This window comes from Shewanella acanthi (genome assembly GCF_019457475.1).
Classification (GTDB): Bacteria; Pseudomonadota; Gammaproteobacteria; order Enterobacterales; family Shewanellaceae; genus Shewanella; species Shewanella acanthi.
This window is the reverse complement of the sequence record NZ_CP080413.1, coordinates 2,557,055-2,574,176: the sequence shown is the minus strand read 5'-3', so window position 1 is coordinate 2,574,176 and position 17,122 is coordinate 2,557,055. Positions and strand designations below refer to the sequence as shown.

The 17,122-nt window shown below is 46.8% G+C and carries 19 protein-coding genes and 1 other RNA gene; 7 read left to right on the top strand and 13 right to left on the bottom strand.

The window, feature by feature from the left end; genetic code table 11:
- Window positions 1-86 precede the first annotated feature (86 nt).
- The 8 genes from K0H61_RS17840 to pspF form a co-directional block, all read right to left on the bottom strand.
- Window positions 87-236 (bottom strand): TOBE domain-containing protein, encoded by a 150-nt coding sequence (locus K0H61_RS17840; protein WP_258406055.1) that lies wholly within the window; start codon window positions 234-236, stop codon window positions 87-89.
- Between the two features lie 238 nt (window positions 237-474).
- Window positions 475-1,677 carry an enoyl-ACP reductase FabV gene (gene fabV, locus K0H61_RS11265; protein WP_220049327.1) on the bottom strand — a complete coding sequence of 401 codons (1,203 nt, stop codon included), beginning with the start codon at window positions 1,675-1,677 and terminating at the stop codon, window positions 475-477.
- A gap of 105 nt (window positions 1,678-1,782) precedes the next feature.
- The gene (locus tag K0H61_RS11260; protein WP_220049325.1) at window positions 1,783-2,568 is read right to left on the bottom strand and encodes a peptide ABC transporter ATP-binding protein; all 786 of its coding nucleotides are present in this window, start codon (window positions 2,566-2,568) and stop codon (window positions 1,783-1,785) included.
- A complete protein-coding gene (locus K0H61_RS11255) occupies window positions 2,549-3,556 on the bottom strand; it encodes a peptide ABC transporter ATP-binding protein (RefSeq protein ID WP_220049324.1) in 1,008 nt (335 codons plus the stop codon). The genes K0H61_RS11260 and K0H61_RS11255 overlap by 20 nt, the downstream gene beginning before the upstream one ends.
- Before the next feature lie 3 nt (window positions 3,557-3,559).
- The gene (locus K0H61_RS11250) at window positions 3,560-4,450 is read right to left on the bottom strand and encodes an ABC transporter permease subunit (protein WP_220049323.1); all 891 of its coding nucleotides are present in this window, start codon (window positions 4,448-4,450) and stop codon (window positions 3,560-3,562) included.
- Entirely contained in the window at window positions 4,437-5,468 is a 1,032-nt protein-coding gene (locus tag K0H61_RS11245; RefSeq protein ID WP_220049322.1) for an ABC transporter permease, read from the bottom strand. The genes K0H61_RS11250 and K0H61_RS11245 overlap by 14 nt, the downstream gene beginning before the upstream one ends.
- Window positions 5,468-7,093: an ABC transporter substrate-binding protein gene (locus K0H61_RS11240; protein WP_220049321.1), complete on the bottom strand. Its 1,626-nt coding sequence runs from the start codon at window positions 7,091-7,093 to the stop codon at window positions 5,468-5,470. The genes K0H61_RS11245 and K0H61_RS11240 overlap by 1 nt, the downstream gene beginning before the upstream one ends.
- Before the next feature lie 69 nt (window positions 7,094-7,162).
- Window positions 7,163-8,278, bottom strand: coding sequence for a phage shock protein operon transcriptional activator (gene pspF, locus K0H61_RS11235; RefSeq protein WP_220049320.1), 1,116 nt, complete (start codon window positions 8,276-8,278; stop codon window positions 7,163-7,165).
- A 177-nt stretch (window positions 8,279-8,455) separates the two neighbouring features.
- Between pspF and pspA the strand changes: the two genes are divergently transcribed.
- The 7 genes from pspA (at window position 8,456) to ffs (ending at window position 13,487) form a co-directional block, all read left to right on the top strand.
- Entirely contained in the window at window positions 8,456-9,139 is a 684-nt protein-coding gene (gene pspA, locus K0H61_RS11230) for a phage shock protein PspA (protein WP_220052669.1), read from the top strand.
- A gap of 17 nt (window positions 9,140-9,156) precedes the next feature.
- On the top strand, window positions 9,157-9,396 hold the full coding sequence (gene pspB / locus K0H61_RS11225; protein WP_220049319.1) for an envelope stress response membrane protein PspB: 240 nt from the start codon (window positions 9,157-9,159) through the stop codon (window positions 9,394-9,396).
- The gene (gene pspC, locus K0H61_RS11220) at window positions 9,383-9,769 is read left to right on the top strand and encodes an envelope stress response membrane protein PspC (RefSeq protein ID WP_220049318.1); all 387 of its coding nucleotides are present in this window, start codon (window positions 9,383-9,385) and stop codon (window positions 9,767-9,769) included. Before pspB ends, pspC begins: the two co-directional genes overlap by 14 nt.
- 95 nt (window positions 9,770-9,864) lie before the next feature.
- Window positions 9,865-11,325, top strand: coding sequence for a YcjX family GTP-binding protein (locus K0H61_RS11215; RefSeq protein WP_220049317.1), 1,461 nt, complete (start codon window positions 9,865-9,867; stop codon window positions 11,323-11,325).
- Window positions 11,322-12,509, top strand: a complete 1,188-nt coding sequence (locus K0H61_RS11210) for a TIGR01620 family protein (RefSeq protein WP_220049316.1) — start codon at window positions 11,322-11,324, stop codon at window positions 12,507-12,509. Before K0H61_RS11215 ends, K0H61_RS11210 begins: the two co-directional genes overlap by 4 nt.
- A gap of 309 nt (window positions 12,510-12,818) precedes the next feature.
- The gene (locus K0H61_RS17895) at window positions 12,819-13,172 is read left to right on the top strand and encodes a ComEA family DNA-binding protein (protein WP_220049315.1); all 354 of its coding nucleotides are present in this window, start codon (window positions 12,819-12,821) and stop codon (window positions 13,170-13,172) included.
- 217 nt (window positions 13,173-13,389) lie between these two features.
- An RNA gene (gene ffs, locus K0H61_RS11200) (signal recognition particle sRNA small type) lies at window positions 13,390-13,487 on the top strand.
- 209 nt (window positions 13,488-13,696) lie between these two features.
- On the opposite strand, the gene K0H61_RS11195 is transcribed toward ffs, so the two are convergent.
- The 5 genes from K0H61_RS11195 to K0H61_RS11175 form a co-directional block, all read right to left on the bottom strand.
- Window positions 13,697-13,975 (bottom strand): late competence development ComFB family protein, encoded by a 279-nt coding sequence (locus K0H61_RS11195; RefSeq protein ID WP_220049314.1) that lies wholly within the window; start codon window positions 13,973-13,975, stop codon window positions 13,697-13,699.
- Between the two features lie 20 nt (window positions 13,976-13,995).
- The gene (locus K0H61_RS11190; protein WP_220049312.1) at window positions 13,996-14,910 is read right to left on the bottom strand and encodes a histone deacetylase family protein; all 915 of its coding nucleotides are present in this window, start codon (window positions 14,908-14,910) and stop codon (window positions 13,996-13,998) included.
- Between the two features lie 63 nt (window positions 14,911-14,973).
- Window positions 14,974-15,672, bottom strand: a complete 699-nt coding sequence (locus K0H61_RS11185) for a DUF2057 domain-containing protein (protein ID WP_220049311.1) — start codon at window positions 15,670-15,672, stop codon at window positions 14,974-14,976.
- A gap of 9 nt (window positions 15,673-15,681) precedes the next feature.
- Window positions 15,682-16,344: a primosomal replication protein gene (locus tag K0H61_RS11180; RefSeq protein ID WP_220049309.1), complete on the bottom strand. Its 663-nt coding sequence runs from the start codon at window positions 16,342-16,344 to the stop codon at window positions 15,682-15,684.
- A complete protein-coding gene (locus K0H61_RS11175; protein WP_220052668.1) occupies window positions 16,341-17,114 on the bottom strand; it encodes a sulfite exporter TauE/SafE family protein in 774 nt (257 codons plus the stop codon). Before K0H61_RS11175 ends, K0H61_RS11180 begins: the two co-directional genes overlap by 4 nt.
- Between the last annotated feature and the right edge of the window lie 8 nt (window positions 17,115-17,122).

Genomic DNA, 17,122 nt, shown 5'->3' with positions numbered 1-17,122 from the left:
CCTTCGGGGTATTAACCTTAAAGATAAAAAGGCCAAGTATTGACTTGGCCTTTTTATTTTTTAAATTCGATTTAACACGATTCCTGTTATTTGAGGTTCGTTGACGCTTCGTCAGCGATGCCAATCACTACGCTGCTGGCTTTAATCACTGCATAGGCGGCATCGCCTACTTTGAGCCCTAGTCGTTCACAGGAGGTTTTTATGACGACTGAAGTTAAAACTACCCCTGTTGACAGTTATATCGTGATTTCGTTATTAACAGAGCCAATGGAGATATCTGTTATGGTGCTACTTAGGCTATTGCGGCCGCTGATTTTCATACACTTTCCTTTTGTATTTATACTTGAAAATGGGATTGACTAAGAAAGTGTAGATAAGTTGGATAAGAACGCCGTAAGCAGGGCAGTAGTATCCCTTGCAAATAAAAACGCCACCCTAAGGTGGCGTTTAACGTTTCACTAAGCTCGGATTGAATTAGAGCTCAATCACATCGAATTCAACGTATGGATTAACATCTGCATCGTAGTCGATGCTGTCAATACCAAAACCAAACAGTTTAATGAACTCGGCTTTGTATTCTTGATAATCAGTAAGCTCTGACAGATTCTCCGTGGTCACTTGAGGCCATAAATCGCGGCAGTGTTGCTGAATATCTTCACGCAATTCCCAATCGTCTAAACGTAGGCGGTTGTCGCTGTCAGTTTCTGCTTTTGCGCCATCGGCACGGAACAGACGCTCACTGAACATACGGTAGATTTGCTCCATACAGCCTTCATGCAAGCCTTCTTGGCGCATTTTTTTGAATACCATAGCGATGTACAGCGGCATAACAGGGATTGCAGAGCTTGCCTGAGTGACTACGCTCTTCAGCACGGCAACGTTAGCGCTACCACCCTTAGGGGCTAATTGTGCATTTAAGGCGTGAGCAGCGCGGTCTAAGTCCATTTTTGCCTTGCCCAGTGCGCCGTGCCAGTAGATTGGCCAAGTCAGTTCGGTTCCAATGTAGCTGTAGGCAACGGTTTTGCAGTTGTCACTCAGTACTCCCGCTTCAGACAGTGCTTTGATCCACAGTTCCCAATCTTGGCCGCCCATCACAGTGATGGTATCGGCAATCTCTTGCTCAGTTGCTGGCTCAACAGTGGCTTCAATGATGCAATCTTTGTTGGTATCAACGGCAGTGGCGGTATACACCTCGCCGATAGGTTTCAACGATGAGCGGATAAGTTCACCCGAATCTGGCAATTTACGCACAGGTGATGCGAGGGAGTAAACCACCATATCCACTTGACCGAGGTCTTGTTTGATAAGTTCAATTACTTTTTGCTTAGCTTCATGGCTAAAAGCATCGCAGTTGATGCTCTTAGAATACAAACCTTCGGCTTTGGCGAATTTGTCAAAGGCGGCAGAGTTGTACCAACCGGCAGTTCCAGGCTTGCTTTCGGTGCCTGGTTTTTCAAAAAATACACCGATGGTCGCAGCATCGCTACCAAAGGCTGCAGCAATACGTGAAGAGAGGCCATAACCGCTTGAAGAACCGACAACCAGTACTTTTTTAGGACCGTTGGCGATTTTACCTTTGGCCTTAGTTAACGCGATTTGCTCTTGTACGTTGGCCTCACAACCAACTGGATGAGTGGTGGTACAAATAAATCCACGAATTTTGGGTTTGATAATCATGTTTTAGCTTCTTCTATCAAAATGACCAATAGGATAAATAGTTCGGCGGCGAAATGGCATTACTTTTTAGCCATTTCGCCTGATTATTTAAGTGGTTGGAGCAGTTTAACGTTTATGTACGAACAGACTCTGCTCCTGTACTAGCCTTTGGGTATACTCGTGCTCAGGGGAGTTAAATATCTGTTCTGTAGGTGCTTTCTCAACCATTACGCCCTTATGTAGCACCATAATTTTATCGCTGAAATGGCGAATAATATTGAGGTTATGGGACACGAAAATATAGGACAGGCCAAGATCTTTTTGTAATTTGAGCAGCAGATTAAGAATTTGCGACCTAACTGATAGGTCAAGTGCCGTCAATGCCTCATCGGCGATGATGATTTTAGGGTTTAACATCAATGCGCGAGCTACAGCCACCCGTTGTTTTTGCCCCTCAGAAATCATATGCGGGTAAAAATCAAAGTGCTCGGGGAGCAAACCCACCTTACGCAGGGTATCGACGACTTGTTGCTGGCGTTCCTTGGCCGGCAATTTGCTGTTAAAGCGAAGCGGTTCTGCCAATAACTGGCCAATAGTCAATCGAGGATTGAGTGAGGTGTTCGGATCTTGGAAAATCATCCTAATTAAGCGGCAGCGCTGCTTAATGTTGCGGCTATCAAGAGCTTCCCCTTCAAAGAAAATTTCACCGCCACTGCGGGGTTCCGCGCCGACTAAAATGCGGGCGAGGGTACTCTTGCCTGAGCCAGCTTCACCCACAATGGCGAGTGTTTCACCACGATTGAGCTCAAAGGATACGGGCGCTAACGCATTTTCATACTGGCGGCTAAAGCCCTTATAGCCAGTGTCATAGCGTTTGAAAAGATCGTTAACTTTAAGCAGTGGTGTCGTCATTCGTCGTTTCACTGTGGTATGGGAAATGGCAGGCAAAGTAGCGGTCACGTAAATGACTCAAACTTGGCTGATTAACACATTTTTTTTGCGCTTCAGGGCACCGTGGTCCAAGGCGACAACCAATGGGTAAATGCTGCAGTGCGGGGGCAGAGCCTGGCAACGTTGGCATAATGGCTTTACGTGCGCCGAGTGAAGAGTAATCCGGCATATTATCCAGCAAAGCCTTGGTATAGGGATGGTAGGGCTGCTGGATCATCTCCTCGGTTGGTCCCGATTCCATCACCTGACCACAATAAAGTACGGATAGATGATCGCACCATTGGGCGAGTGTCTCTAGCTCGTGACTAATAATTAAAATCGACACGTTTTGAAGTTGGTTTAGCTGGGATAACAGGCGAAAAATTTGCGCCTGAGTGCTCAGTTCCATCGAGTTTGTTGGTTCGTCAGCAATTAACAAGCGTGGCTGGTTAGCAATCGCCATTGCAATCATGACCTTTTGGCATTCGCCCTCAGACAGCTCCCAAGCGTAGCTCGACATCACTTTTTGTGGATTCTTAATCCCCACTTTGTGTAGCCACTTTTGCGCCGTTTGTTTGGCATGTTTGTGTTTTTGCCAAAAATAGGACTTGGGATTTTTTGGCATTGCCTGAATGAGTTGGCTGCCGACGGTTTGTGAAGGGTCGAGGCTGCCCGATGGGTCTTGGAAAATCATCGCGATATCCGAGCCCATCAAGTTACGCCGCTCCTTCGAACTCATGGTCATCAGGTTTTGACCATCCCACATCATGCGATCGGCGGTAATTGTCCAATTGGGGCCCGCAATGCCTAAAATGGCCCGCGCGAGCAGGCTTCGACCCGAGCCCGATTCGCCCACTAAGCCGTGGATTTCCCCCGCGTTGAGGGTAAGGCTTACCTTCTCAAGCGCTCGCACTCTGCCGTGAGGGGTGTCGAGTTCGATGGTAAGATTACGTACGTCGAGTAGTGGCATAGGTTAGTTTCTGATGGGCGCAAGCGCCGATCTTAAGCCATCGCCGACCAAGTTAATGGCAAGCACACTAAAGAGGATTGCAAGCCCTGGAATAGTGACGGTCCAAGGTGCGGTTAACAGGTTGTCCATTCCTTGTGCGACCATTGCACCCCACTCAGGGCTTGGTGCCTGAGCGCCTAGGTTTAAGAAACCCAGCGCTGCAATATCCAAAATGGCGGCAGAAATCGCCAGCGTGGTTTGAATGATCACGACTTCCCACACGTTTGGCATAATCACATACCAGAAAATCTGAATCGCGTTAGCGCCATCGAGCTTTGCTGCAGTCACATATTCCTTTTGCAACTCTTCATGCACGGATTGGTGAATTGCACGAACAAATTGCGGCGTTAGGGCAATGCCCACGGCCCAGAACACATTTTCAAGTCCTGGCCCAGTAACGGCAACAACTAAAATAGCCATAAGTAAGGACGGAATGGAGAGCAATGCATCTAATAAATGGCCAAGAATGCTCGATTTTATGCCTTTCATCATGCCGGAAATTGAGCCGATGATAAATCCCATGCCAAGCGCGGTGCCGACAATCATCAGCGCCATACCAAAGGTTAAATGCGCGCCGTGAAGCAAGCGGCTGAAAATGTCACGTCCAAGGTCATCTGTGCCGAGGAAATAATTCACCGTGCCGGATGGATCCCAAGAGGGCGGGAGTAATAATGCTCGAGGATCCTGATATTCGGGCGAGAAGGGGGCAATCATCGGGCCAAACACGGTCAGGAGCAGCAAGCAAACAATAGTCCATAGCCCCGCGAGGGCAAAGGGGTTTGCCGAAAAGTTTTGCCAAACTCGCATCATCGGCGATGCGATGCGGTCTTCCTGATAAATTTTAATTGGAGGCATACAGCTCTTTTCTACTCAATGGATTAAAGACAGTGTGCAACACTTCAATCAAAATACTTAAAAAGATGATCAGTAGGGACACGGCCAAAATCCCGCCCTGCATCACAGTATAATCGCGCTGATAAATTCCCGATACTAGCCAAGAACCTACCCCTGGCCATGCAAAAATCATTTCTACCACAATGGCGTAGCTTGCAAAGGCGCCTAGCATCAGGCCCAAGTGTCTCAATACTGGGATCAGTGCGTTTGGCAGCGCATGGCGCAAAATAATGGTGCCGGTGTGCATACCCCTTGCTTCTGCGGCGCGGATGTAGGTTTGGTTCATGACATTCATCATCGCCGAACGGGTGCTACGAACCACTACCGTGAAAGGTAACACGGCGAGTGTGGTGGCGGGCAAAATGATGTGCAGCAGCGCATCCTTAAAGGCAGGCATCGCATATTCGGAATCCGATAACAGGGTATCTATCAACATAAAGCCAGTGACGGGGCGGATTTCGTATAAAAGGTTGATTTGGCCTGAAATAGGTAACCATCCTAAATCGACCCCAAACCAAAGTGACAGGTTGAGCCCTAGCCAGAATACGGGTACCGAATAGCCCGTCAGCGTCACGGCCATAATGGTGTTTTGGGTTAGTTTATGTTGGCTTTGGGAGGCCAAAACCCCAAGCGGCACACCAAGCAAAATAGCAATAAAACCTGCCATTAGCGCCAGTTCGAATGATGCCGGAAGCACGGAGCTCAGCTCGGTCAATACATCCTGTTGTGAGGTAACTGATACCCCTAAATTGCCTGTCAGTCTCTGGTGCATGTAGGCGACAAACTGCATCGCTTTATTACTGTCTAACTTGTAATCATGGTTGATTTGTTCAAGTTGGGATTCGCTCGGTGTATGGATGCCAGATAGGGCGAAGCTTTGATCGACAGGGAATAAATTGGTGGCGTAAAACAGCACACCAATCATCACTAACGATGTGGCCAAAAACAGATTGAGGCGCCGAAAAAGGTATCTCAGCATCAGTTTGCCTCCGTCGTGGCTTGGCTCGTTTGTGAGAAAGATATCCCGCCAAAGGGCGTCAATTGCATATCATGGATATCGTTACGGGTGAGGGCGACCCGTTTAGCGTGGGCTAGACTCAGCATTGGTACTTGGGCCGCCAAGAAGGCTTCGGCATCTTGATAGATTAATTTTCGTTCCGTTTGAGTGGTTACTTCACGGGCGCGATTTAAGATGTCATCGAAGTGCGGATTACACCAACGAGAGCGGTTACTGTTGGAATCCATTGCCGAGCAACTCAGTAGCGGGGTGAAAAAGTTATCGGGATCGCTGTTATCTGCGTTCCAACCTATGAGTACCGAGTCATATTCATCGCGGCTTAAGCGTTGACTGAACACGCTCCAATCGTAACTGACGATATTCACTTTAACGCCGATATTGGCAAGATCCGACTGAATAAGCTCTGCAGTCTTAAGGGCATTCGGGTTGTAGGCGCGTGCCACAGGCATTGCCCAAATATCGATGCTAAGATTGCTCACCCCGGCTTCTTTAAGTAATTCACGCGCCCTTGGCGGGTCATAGTTAATCAGGGATTTATTACTGTCGTAGGCCCAAGAGGCAGGAGGCAGTATGCCAATCGCTTCAATCGCCGTATTTTGATATACGGCACGCAGGATGTTTTGTTTATCGACTGCGTAGGCTAAGGCGCGGCGAACTCGCACATCATCCAGCGGTGGCTTTTGCGTGTTAAAGGCCCAAAAGGCAACATTCAGGCCTGGCTGGGATTCGATATTAAGATTGTTATGCTCGGCAATAACAGGTAGCTCACCCGCCTTAGGTAAGGCTGAGACACTGCAATCTCCAGTGATCAATTTAGCCAAGCGTACTGTGCTCTTTGGGGTGATGTCGAAGACTAACATCTCGACTTTGGCTCTCTCACCCCAATAGTCTTCGTGCCGACGATAGCGAATATACTCATTTTTAGCGTACTGGACTAAGGCAAAGGGGCCTGTACCAATGGCGAATTGGTCAACATTTTCAGGATGCCCCGCAGTGAGCTGCTCATCGGCATATTGCGCGGAAAGTATTACCGCAAAATCGGTGGCAAGGTTCGATAAAAACGACACATCCTTGCGGGCTAAATGAAAGACAACCTCATGGTCATTCACTTTTTCGATATGTTTAACTTGTTCTGCAAAACCAATACTTTGGAAGAAGGGATAACCGGTACGCGAGACATTATGGTAGGGATGATTTGAGTCAATAGTACGATTAAATGAAAACAGCACGTCATCGGCGTTAAAATCACGGCTTGGGGTAAATCGACTGGAGCTTTGGAACTTGACGTTTTTGCGCAAGGTAAAATGGTAACTCAGTCCATCTTCACTCTCACTCCAGCGGGTGGCTAGCGCGGGGACTAATTGCCCAGTTTTGGTATCATAGTCGACTAGACGACTGTAAATCTGATGCGATGTGGCATCGATAGTGGTGCCTGAGGTGATTAACTGCGGATTAAAGGTCTCGGGATTGCCTTCGGAGCAATACACCAAACCAGAGGGGAGTTTTTGCGGGCCACAGGCAACCAACAAGCAACTCATGCAGGATACGGCTGTTGTGAGCAATAGGCGTCTAATCAGCACACTCATTTATAAATCATTATTTTATCGACTATGAATGGCTATTTTAGCAGTGCATCTCCCCAGTGAGCAATCTGCTTATGCTTTATCGAGCAAATTGTATTTTTTGAGGATCCCGCGTAGCTGGTGATAACTCAAACCTAGGATTTCAGCGGTTTTCTTCTGGTTGTATTGGCTTGCTGACAGGGCTTGTTGAATAAGCTCCATCTCATATTTTTCGGTCTGCTCCTTAAAATCGAGGGGGAAACTAAATCCACCGATTTGAGACTCTGGGTTCGGCGCCGCTTCTTGCACGGTTAGTTGGCGTGGTTTATCTGCATCAAGCACCTCTGTACTCGCTGGTGCATTTTGTGCGTTTGAGCCAAACGGGGTAAGTTGGCGCTCACGGGTCTTCACCCTCGAGATTGGGCGATAGGGCGATGCAAATGGGTCGAGAATAATTTGATCGATAGGGCGGTTTTCACTGCCGTTGCGATAGACGCTACGCTCGACGACGTTCTTCAGTTCGCGAATATTTCCCGGCCAAGTGTGGGTCATTAATTGCTCGACCGCTTGTGGGCTAAAGCCGCTAAATAACTCGAGTTTTAACTGGCGCGCCATGCCTACAGCAAAGTATTCCGCGAGGGTCATAATGTCCTCTTGGCGGCAACGCAGCGGTGGCAGGGTGATCACATCAAAGGCTAAACGGTCGAGCAAGTCGGCGCGAAATTCACCCGCTTCAGCAAGTGACGGTAAGTCTTCGTTAGCAGCGCAAATTAAGCGAACATCGGTCTGAATGGTGCGACTGCCGCCGACACGTTCAAACTCACCGTACTCAATCACCCGCAGCAGTTTTTCTTGGATTAAACCAGAAGTGTTTGCTAACTCATCCAAAAACAGGGTGCCGCCGTTAGCGCGCTCAAAGCGGCCTTCATGCTTGCCCTTAGCACCAGTGAATGAGCCCGACTCATGGCCAAAAAGTTCACTCTCGAGTAGGTTTTCGCTCAAGGATGAACAATTGAGCTTAATAAAACTTTGATCCCAGCGCTTTGATAGATAATGTAGCCGCTCAGCAATCAGCTCCTTACCCGTACCACGCTCGCCAATAATGAGCACAGGTTTAGAAAGCGGTGCAATTTGGGAGACATGTTCGAGCACTTCGAGCAGGGCGTTGGATTGACCGATAAGGTTATCTTGCTGAATGTTATTATCCACGATATTTTTTAGTCGTTCGCGCTAAAATTTGGTGAAATTGATGATAAGTGGCTTAAGTCTTAAAATAAAGAAAAAGTTTGAAAACAACGTATGTGACTGTATTTAAGTGATTAATTAATGTTGGCACGGTTAGTGTATTACTCCATGCGAGACCAACATCAATTTGAGGATAGCATTATGGGAATTTTCTCTCGCTTCGCCGATATCATTAATTCGAATATCAGCGCATTACTGGATAAAGCCGAAGACCCTGAAAAAATGGTTCGCCTGATTATCCAAGAGATGGAAGATACATTGGTAGAAGTACGTTCTACCTCAGCAAAGGTACTGGCTGAAAAGAAAGAGCTGCTGCGCCGTATCGGCCGTGTGGAAGAGCAAGTTCAGGATTGGCAAGATAAAGCCGAGCTGGCGTTATCTAAGGATCGTGAAGATTTGGCCAAGGCCGCTTTAGTTGAAAAACAAAAGGCAGCAGGTTTAGTCGATACCTTGAATCAAGAGCTAGCGGTGATTGAAGAGCACATTGCTCGCCTGAAGGATGAAGTTGGTTTGCTGCAGGAAAAACTGCTCGATGCCAAAGCGCGCCAAAAGACGATTATTCTGCGTAAGCAAACGGCTTCTTCACGCTTAGAAGTGAAAAAGCAATTGGATTCAAGCAAAATCGACAATGCCATGCTCAAATTTGAGCAATATGAGCGCCGCGTCGAAGGCTTAGAAGCTCAGGTTGAATCCTATGATCTTGGTAGTAAAAAAACCTTGGCCGATGAATTTGCTGCATTAGAGGCTGAAGATTCAGTGAATGCAGAACTGGCAGCCTTAAAAGCCAAGGTAAAAGGCAAAGCATCAACTAAATCAAAAGAATAACCATTCAGAGGTGAGTTATGGATATGGACATACTAATAGCGCCGATCATTGTATTCTTAGTCGTGGTTGCGCCTATCTGGTTAGTTCTTCATTATCGCAGCAAGCGACAAGTGAGCCAGGGACTCACTGAGGAAGAGTTTTCACAGCTCAATGATTTGATTGCCAAAGCCGATAAAATGGCAGCTCGGATTGAAACCTTAGAGGCGATTTTGGATACGGAGTCGCCCGACTGGAGGGGGAAAAATGAAAGGAACTAACGGTAAAACACTCTACCGCATCCCCCAGTCAGGTAAAGTTGCAGGGGTTTGTGCTGGGATTGGTGAATACTTTTCCATTGAAACCTGGTTAGTGCGTGTGCTTGCGGTCTCCATCTTTCTTTTAGGTGGCTCAGGTGTGGTGTTTATTATCTATGTTGCCCTCTGGGTAATTTTAGATATCAAGCCGCATAATCATTCCGATAGGGATGATATTGAAGTGAAGAAAAAGCCCTGGCAAACGGGGGAGCCGGCAACACAGGCGCTGAGTGATGTGAATCGTCAATTTAGAAGCCTTGAGGTTAGACTGCAAAATCTTGAACGCTACGTCACTTCAGACAATTTTGATTTGAAAAGACAAATCAACAACTTGTAACTCCTTCTAAGGGCGGTCTTGACCGCCCTTAATATTTAATCTCGCCAAAATTCCAGTGTATAGTTAATCTGAATTCGACTTTGTAGGACATTCATATGGGATTGCTTGATGTTTCGCTGCATAAGCTCAGTCAAAAGGGCCAGTCATTATTACACCGTTCGGCGGACAGGCATTTACGTCTCGCTGTGACTGGCTTGTCCGGCGCAGGCAAAACCGCCTTTATTACGGGATTGGTCAATCAACTCTTGCACAGCGGCGCGCCGTCCCAGTTAACCCATTCCCGCAGTGGCAGTGCGTTGCCCCTTTGGCAAGTTAGCCGTGAGCAGAGGCTTCTAGGGGTAAAACGTGCGATGCAGCCTGATCTTGAAATCGCCAGTTTCGATTATCAAGGGGCTATGTCGGCACTAACATCGGATCCTGCGACTTGGCCTGCTTCAACTCGCACCATTTCTGAATTACGGCTGGCGATAAAATATCAACCCCAGAAGGGGCTGCTTGCTAAGCTTGCCGATACCGCCACCTTATATTTGGATATTGTTGATTATCCAGGAGAATGGCTGTTGGATTTACCTATGCTAAAGCTTGAGTTTGTTGACTGGTGCAAGTTGCAGCAACAACGTATCGATGCGTTATCAAGCTCGCCTTTGTATGGAGAGTTCCAATCGCTGCTACAGAAATTGGATTTAAGTGTCACAGCCGACGAGCAGCAGTTAAAGCTGATTGCTGAAGGTTATCAGCAATTACTCAACGATTTAGTGCATGTGCAGGGTTATTACCAAGCGCAACCTGGGCGAATGCTTTTGCCGGGGGAGTGGCAGGGTGCGCCGCTATTAGCGTTTTTTCCTTTACTTGGCACTGCTGAGTCTCAATGGACAGAGCTTAAGCAAAGTGTTAAGCACAGTGCGTTCCATGTGCTTGAACAACGCTATCAAGAATATGTCGCTAAAGTGGTTAAGCCCTTTTATAAACAGCATTTTGCTAATTTCGACCGTCAAGTGGTGCTAGTCGATTGTTTTACGGCGCTTAATCGTGGCAAAAAACAATTTGAGGATATGGCCAGTGCACTTAATGCGATTATGGAAAGTTTCCAATATGGTCAGTCGAGCTATTTAAGGCGTTTATTTGCACCTCGGATAGACCGATTACTCTTTGCCGCCAGTAAGGTCGACCACGTGACACGGGATCAGCAAGGTCATGTATTATCGCTGCTCACCGATATGCTCAAGCATAGCCAACATTTTGCCAGTTTCGATGGTTGCAAAGTCGAAACCATGGCCATTAGCGCCATTAAATCCACTCGCCATGGAATGGTGACTACCTCGGATGGCGATGTTGAAGTCGTGCAGGGCAGGGGGCTCGATGGTAAAGCGCAGACGCTGTTTCCAGGCGAAGTACCTACTCGCTTACCCGAAGCCGATTTTTGGAAAGCTCAGGGATTTCATTTCGTTGGCTTTGCCCCACCCGAGACAGGCTCAAGTGATAGCGCATCAGTGCAGTTTGACCATATCCGACTCGACCATCTATTGCAGTATTTAGTAGGGGATAAACTCGAATGAGTGATCAAGCATCGAAGCATTCAAACCAAAGCACTGATCAATTATCGCATGTTGCAGAGCCTTATTCGCTTAAAAAACAGCGAGTATTCACAACGCAGGAGGCAAACGTGACTGCAGAAAACCTTAGTATTAAGGGGGCACAACGGTTTGAGTCTTCAAGCCAATTTAAAGATATCGAAATAGAACAAACCCTCGAAGGTGCTATTGCTAAGCACTCGCTGGAGTTTGACGAACCCACGCTTAATGTGAGTCAATCTAGACGATTTTCTTGGTTAGCGCGCTTAAGCCTAAGCGGATTAATGCTTCTGGTTGTGATGCAAACATTGTTAGGCCTCCGTGATGCTTGGCTTGAAAGCCCATGGCTATTTGGATTCTATGGGACGGTGTTAGCCCTTGTGAGTCTGTGGGCGTTGGGCGGGGCATTAAGTGAGTATCGAAACCTTAAGCGCCTAAAACAGGTTGAAGATACTCAAGCGACTGGAGCAAGGCTTGCCTTAAGTATGCAGATGGGGGAAGCGGATGGGTTTATCAATAACATTGTGCGCCATTATCCCCAAAGTCAAGGTGTTGAAAAGCTTAAGCGCTCACTAAAGGATGAGCACAACGACGCTGAAAAGGTGATGTTGTTCGAAGATTTAGTGCTGACCGAGCGTGATGATATTGCTAAAAAAATTGTGCGCCGTTATGCAGCAGAATCTGCATTACTGCTGGCGGCAAGTCCCTTGGCGGCGCTAGATATGGCGATTATTTTGTGGCGCAATCAGCGCATGCTAAGGGATGTGGCTAAGTGTTATGGCATCGAGCTTGGCTATTGGAGCCGAATTAAGCTTATTCGCAGTATCGTTGTGAATATTATCTACGCAGGTACTAGCGAATTAGTCACCGATATTGGTACTCAGTTATTGTCGGTTGAAATGACAGGCAAAGTGTCAGCCCGATTGGCCCAAGGGTTAGGCGGGGGCTTATTAACGGCGCGTCTTGGCTATCAGGCCATGGCATTGTGTCGTCCCATTCGCTTTAGTGAAGACAAACGACCTAAACTTTCTAAAATTCACCAAGAACTTCTCACTGAGCTAAAGCAGTTTGCTGGTAAGATGCTGACCAAGGATGGACGCAATGCGCTTATGGGGCAGTTAGATGAAAGTGTTTTGGAAACTGCACAGAGGCCAAAGGATAAACTTTAATTCCATCACCTCAGCTAATGATTTTTAGTGCATTTTTATATCAATAGAACGCCTTGGCTTAGAGCAAGGCTTTATTCAATTGTTTCATTGATGCAAATTTTTCAACTAACATCACAGCCACTCTCATTTTGAAAACCACTTTTATACAAAGTAACAAATACTTGGTTATTGTGATTAACGTTTACTTCAGCAAGGTTGAATATTCTCTTCTATAGAGGATGGCATTCTCTAAATTTGTTGACTATGTTTTTTCTGTGGCCAAGGACATCGGATTTAAGGCCCGTTAACATGGACAAGAGGACACAATTTATGATTATGCAACATCGTTTATCTGCGATGGCGACAGCCATTGCATTTACTGCCCTAATAGCACTTCCAGCTCTAGCGGCTGTACCTGTTAAAGAAGCCAGTACAGTACAAGCTCAGGCCAAGGAGATGGCATCGAGCACCAAGGCCGCAGCCCCAGATATCACAAGCGTCAATATTAATACCGCCACAGCCGAACAATTACAGAGCCTTAAAGGTATCGGTGTCGCAAAGGCTAAGGCGATAATTGATTATCGGACTCAAAACGGCAAGTTCAAATCGATTGATGATTTAGCCAATGTGTCAGGGATTGGTGCGAAATTGATTGAAGATAATCGTCACCTTATCGAGCTTTGAATCCAAAGGGATTATTGGAATAAAGCTTTGCTTGAATAAGTTAAAAGCCTGCAAATGCAGGCTTTTATTATTTAGACCTACGTATTGCCTATAGATTGGTCAATTAGACAAGTTATTTGGCAAACCCTAAGATTAGCACTTGATCCCATTCGGACCATAGGGGATAATCCGCGTCGTTCAGTCATCTCGTTAGGATGTACTCGAAGTTATGGTGACCCTAGGGTCCCCCCGCAATGATAACTTGTGAACTCGGCCAGGTCCGGAAGGAAGCAACCGCAGCAAGCGACTCGTGTGCCGGGGTGTCGGCTCTAGGGGAACCTCCAAATTCCCCTTAAATCAATACCTTATCCCAGTAATCCAATGAAACTCATCGAGTGGTACACTTGGTGGTACATTCATGGCTAATGCTTCGAGAAAGGGTCTCGATAAATCTCCTGCTTATTTGTTCAAATCTCGACATGGCATTGGGTATGAAAAAATACCTGTAATCCCAAAATCGGGTATTCTCGATATTTCTCGTTAACTTATTGTTCTTCCTCAAGCCGCCGCTGCAGATTTTGCTTTAAAAAGGCGCGAGATTTTTCGAGTGCAGCTTGGATTTCCCGTTTGAGTTCTTGAAGTTCGTTGTAGTCTTCAAAAAAATAGGTATCCACCAGATGGCGAATATATCGCGTGGGGAGTTGGTTTAAGGTGACACAGCAGAGGTCAGCTAAGTAATCTTCCGGCAATTCATCCATTAGTCCTTCATCTTTTAGCATTTCCATTAACAACACTTCGTAATAATTACGGATCTCAAGTTGCATCGCTACGCTCCCTACTGGAGTTATTGAGTTTGATGCCATAACTGATTGGCAGCAATAAAGAGTTGGCTATGTCGTTGGCTTAATTGTAGTTCGTCTCTACTGTAACCGCCGCCAATCACTGCCGCAACGGGAACATTTGCAGATTTTGCCATGCCAACCACAGCTAAATCCCGCTGGTATATCCCATTTTGACTAACGAGTAAGTGGCCTAAATCATCATCTTGATGGATATCGACACCCGCATCGTAAAGAATCAAATCCGGTTGATACATACGGATAAGTAAGTCGAGGCTTTGCTCTACCGTTTCTAAATACTGTTTATCATCTGTGCCTTTGGCAAGCTCAATATCATGGTGGGACTCCTGCTTTCGACTGGGGAAGTTTTGCTTGCAATGAATTGAGCAGCTAATGATTCCTTGGTGCTGGTGACTCATGGTAGCGCTGCCATCGCCTTGGTGTACATCGCAATCAAAAATCAGTACCCGGTGGAGCTGATGCTCATCAATTATTCTTTTCGCGGCGAGAATTAAGTCATTAAAAATGCAATAGCCGCTGCCAAAATCATAGTGGGCGTGGTGATAACCACCAGTTAAATGCAATGCAATTCCATGACTTAACGCTTTATTTGCTGTAAGACTCGTGCCTGAAAGGGAGTGGAGTGTGCGCTCGACTAAAGCTTCGCTCCAAGGGAAACCAATTCGCCGCAGCGCAGGGGCGGGCAGAGTTCCTGCGATAAACTGCTCGACATATTCCCGTTGGTGCACCTGGATAATATCTTCAGCTGTCATCGGTGATGGCGCGAAAAACTGCTCTGGCATAGCCAGTTGGTTATCGAGTAAATATTGCTGCAGCCGGGCGTATTTAGTGGTTGGAAACCGATGGTGAGCGGGTAGGGCGAGCTTGGAATAACTGGGGTGGTAAACGAGCGGGATCATAGCTTTGCTTCTTTATGTGTATCGCGCTGAACAAGTTGCCCCTGTTCAGCGCTTAACGACTTTTTAGAGCTGCGAAATCGCCCAGCTCATAAACTCTTTACGGGTTTTTTCATCGGCCTGTAACCACCAATATTGCAGCATTTGCTGTGGGCTCGCGTCACTATTAGGATTAGCTTGGTTTGTCGCGGCTGGCGCCGTTGCGTTAACGGCGGCTTGGGTAGGTGTGGCAACTGTGGTTGGCGTAGCAACTGCGGCAGTGGTGACTGCAGCACCAGTTGCGACTGCGGCGGAGTTTGAGGCATCACTTGACTGATTGCCGCTAAAGAGGCGTGAGACGAAGCTTTCTTCTTCGATATTCGTGTTAATCACTTTGTAAGAGACAGGGCCTTTATCCGCGCGAGTTACAATTACCTGCGGATTTTGGGCAAAGGTTTTGGGTCTTTTAACCACTTCACCTTCGGCTGCTTGCAGATGGTATTGGTGATCGCCATCGACAAACAGGGTCAGAATAAAGGGGGAAGACTTTACGAAACTTTGGCTATCGCTAAAATCATCTTCCACCATTTCGTGGTAACGAATCGCAATTTTATGGCTGCCATTGGTCAGCGCTAATTGACTCTTATGATTAAAAGAACTGGTTTCAATCTTAACGCCATCGAGCGCAAGATATTCAAAAGACATCGGAATATTTAAGTCTGCTGCAAATACAGAGGCAGAGCTAATTAACGCGAACATGCCGCTGATTGGCAAAAGTGATTTCATTGTTGCTCCTTAACGATTAATACTTTGATGCGGACGTTCAAATGCCTGAATACGATCTTCAATGTAACTGATAGCTTGCCTGCATTTTCCTAGACGACGATGCATCAAAAGGATGTCATTTTGCAAACGGATTTTGTCAGCACTATGACAATTTTCAAGATTTGATTCCATCTCGGCAATTTTCTGCTCAAATTTTTTAGCCCAATTGAGGTGTTTATTTAGCTCTTCATAGATTTCATGGCTATTTTGCATCACATTGCTGGCAATCCAGCCAAAACCACTGGCTTGGTGGGATTGTACCTGCTGTTTGGCAAAGCGTGCCCTTTGGCTGGCACGTTGCTGATTTTTAGCCTTCAAATCGATGGTTGTCGTGGCCAGCGCCCGTTTCACCGCGGTGAATCTGTCTTGAATTCGCTCACAACTTAAGGCGATGGTTTGTGGGGCAAGTTTTAGGGCAATTTGTTTTTCAAGCTGACTAATACTGCTGCGGATCTGTTCGATACAGGGCATTAACTGTGCACCATGTTGAATAAACAGCGATTGGTTGAATCGCTCTACATCCTGCAGCAGTTTTCGTTGTGGTGGCGCGAGCTGGTTATCGTGTTGTAGCACTTCCTGCTCGAGGGTCTTAAGCTGGTTTTTTAAGATATTTACAAGTTGTAGAGTATTCAAAACCAGGCGCTCCAGGCGAGATTAACTGCAATCGATAGTACGACCAATATAAACAATGGCTTAATAAAAGGCATCCCGAATTTTATGGCGCAGCGTGCGCCTAAAAAAGCGCCTAGCATCATGCACAGGCCTAACCAGAGGCCAATGAGCCAGTTTACTTGACCAAGGCTTGCAAATACCACGAGCGCGGTAAGGTTACTGGTGAAGGTCATGGCGCGGGCAAGGCCGCAGCTATTGAGGAGGGGCAGTTTGTATAGCGCACCAGCGCTCACCGTCCAAAAGGCCCCAATACCGGGACCGGCAAAGCCATCGTAGGCGCCCAAGATGAGTCCTTGAATACTTTGAATCAATTTTGACTGGGGTTTTTCAGGCAATTGACTATTGTCGTCGGAAATAGCGTTTGGGCTCACGAGACTGAATATTGCTATGCCGATGATCAGCAGAGGCAGTGACTTTTCAAGCCAATTTGCATCGATTAAATACACGGCAACACTGCCAATCGATGCGCCGATAAAGGTGGCAATAAAAGCGAAGTACCAAAAGCGAGGATTAAAAAATTGCTGTTGATAGTATGTCCACGCCGCCATGGAGGAGCCAAAACTGGCGGCAAACTTGTTGGTGCCAAGAGCCGTGTGGGCAGGAATGCCTAATGTGAGTAGGGCAGGAATGGATAACAAGCCACCGCCACCGACCACTGCATCAATAAAACCAGCCACTAATCCAATAATGGCGAGTAACATCCAGTGGCTGGGATCGAGGATAAACTCCAGCATCAAAG

What these genes read in the sequence shown, in the direction of transcription:
- K0H61_RS11250 (WP_220049323.1), bottom strand. Translation starts at nt 4,450, where the DNA reads ATGCCTCCAATTAAAATTTATCAGGAAGACCGCATCGCATCGCCGATG.
- fabV (WP_220049327.1), bottom strand. Translation starts at nt 1,677, where the DNA reads ATGATTATCAAACCCAAAATTCGTGGATTTATTTGTACCACCACTCAT.
- K0H61_RS11240 (WP_220049321.1), bottom strand. Translation starts at nt 7,093, where the DNA reads ATGAGTGTGCTGATTAGACGCCTATTGCTCACAACAGCCGTATCCTGC.
- K0H61_RS17895 (WP_220049315.1), top strand. Translation starts at nt 12,819, where the DNA reads ATGATTATGCAACATCGTTTATCTGCGATGGCGACAGCCATTGCATTT.
- pspA (WP_220052669.1), top strand. Translation starts at nt 8,456, where the DNA reads ATGGGAATTTTCTCTCGCTTCGCCGATATCATTAATTCGAATATCAGC.
- pspC (WP_220049318.1), top strand. Translation starts at nt 9,383, where the DNA reads ATGAAAGGAACTAACGGTAAAACACTCTACCGCATCCCCCAGTCAGGT.
- K0H61_RS11210 (WP_220049316.1), top strand. Translation starts at nt 11,322, where the DNA reads ATGAGTGATCAAGCATCGAAGCATTCAAACCAAAGCACTGATCAATTA.
- K0H61_RS11190 (WP_220049312.1), bottom strand. Translation starts at nt 14,910, where the DNA reads ATGATCCCGCTCGTTTACCACCCCAGTTATTCCAAGCTCGCCCTACCC.
- K0H61_RS11195 (WP_220049314.1), bottom strand. Translation starts at nt 13,975, where the DNA reads ATGCAACTTGAGATCCGTAATTATTACGAAGTGTTGTTAATGGAAATG.
- pspB (WP_220049319.1), top strand. Translation starts at nt 9,157, where the DNA reads ATGGATATGGACATACTAATAGCGCCGATCATTGTATTCTTAGTCGTG.
- K0H61_RS11245 (WP_220049322.1), bottom strand. Translation starts at nt 5,468, where the DNA reads ATGCTGAGATACCTTTTTCGGCGCCTCAATCTGTTTTTGGCCACATCG.
- K0H61_RS11215 (WP_220049317.1), top strand. Translation starts at nt 9,865, where the DNA reads ATGGGATTGCTTGATGTTTCGCTGCATAAGCTCAGTCAAAAGGGCCAG.
- K0H61_RS11260 (WP_220049325.1), bottom strand. Translation starts at nt 2,568, where the DNA reads ATGACGACACCACTGCTTAAAGTTAACGATCTTTTCAAACGCTATGAC.
- K0H61_RS11185 (WP_220049311.1), bottom strand. Translation starts at nt 15,672, where the DNA reads ATGAAATCACTTTTGCCAATCAGCGGCATGTTCGCGTTAATTAGCTCT.
- K0H61_RS11255 (WP_220049324.1), bottom strand. Translation starts at nt 3,556, where the DNA reads ATGCCACTACTCGACGTACGTAATCTTACCATCGAACTCGACACCCCT.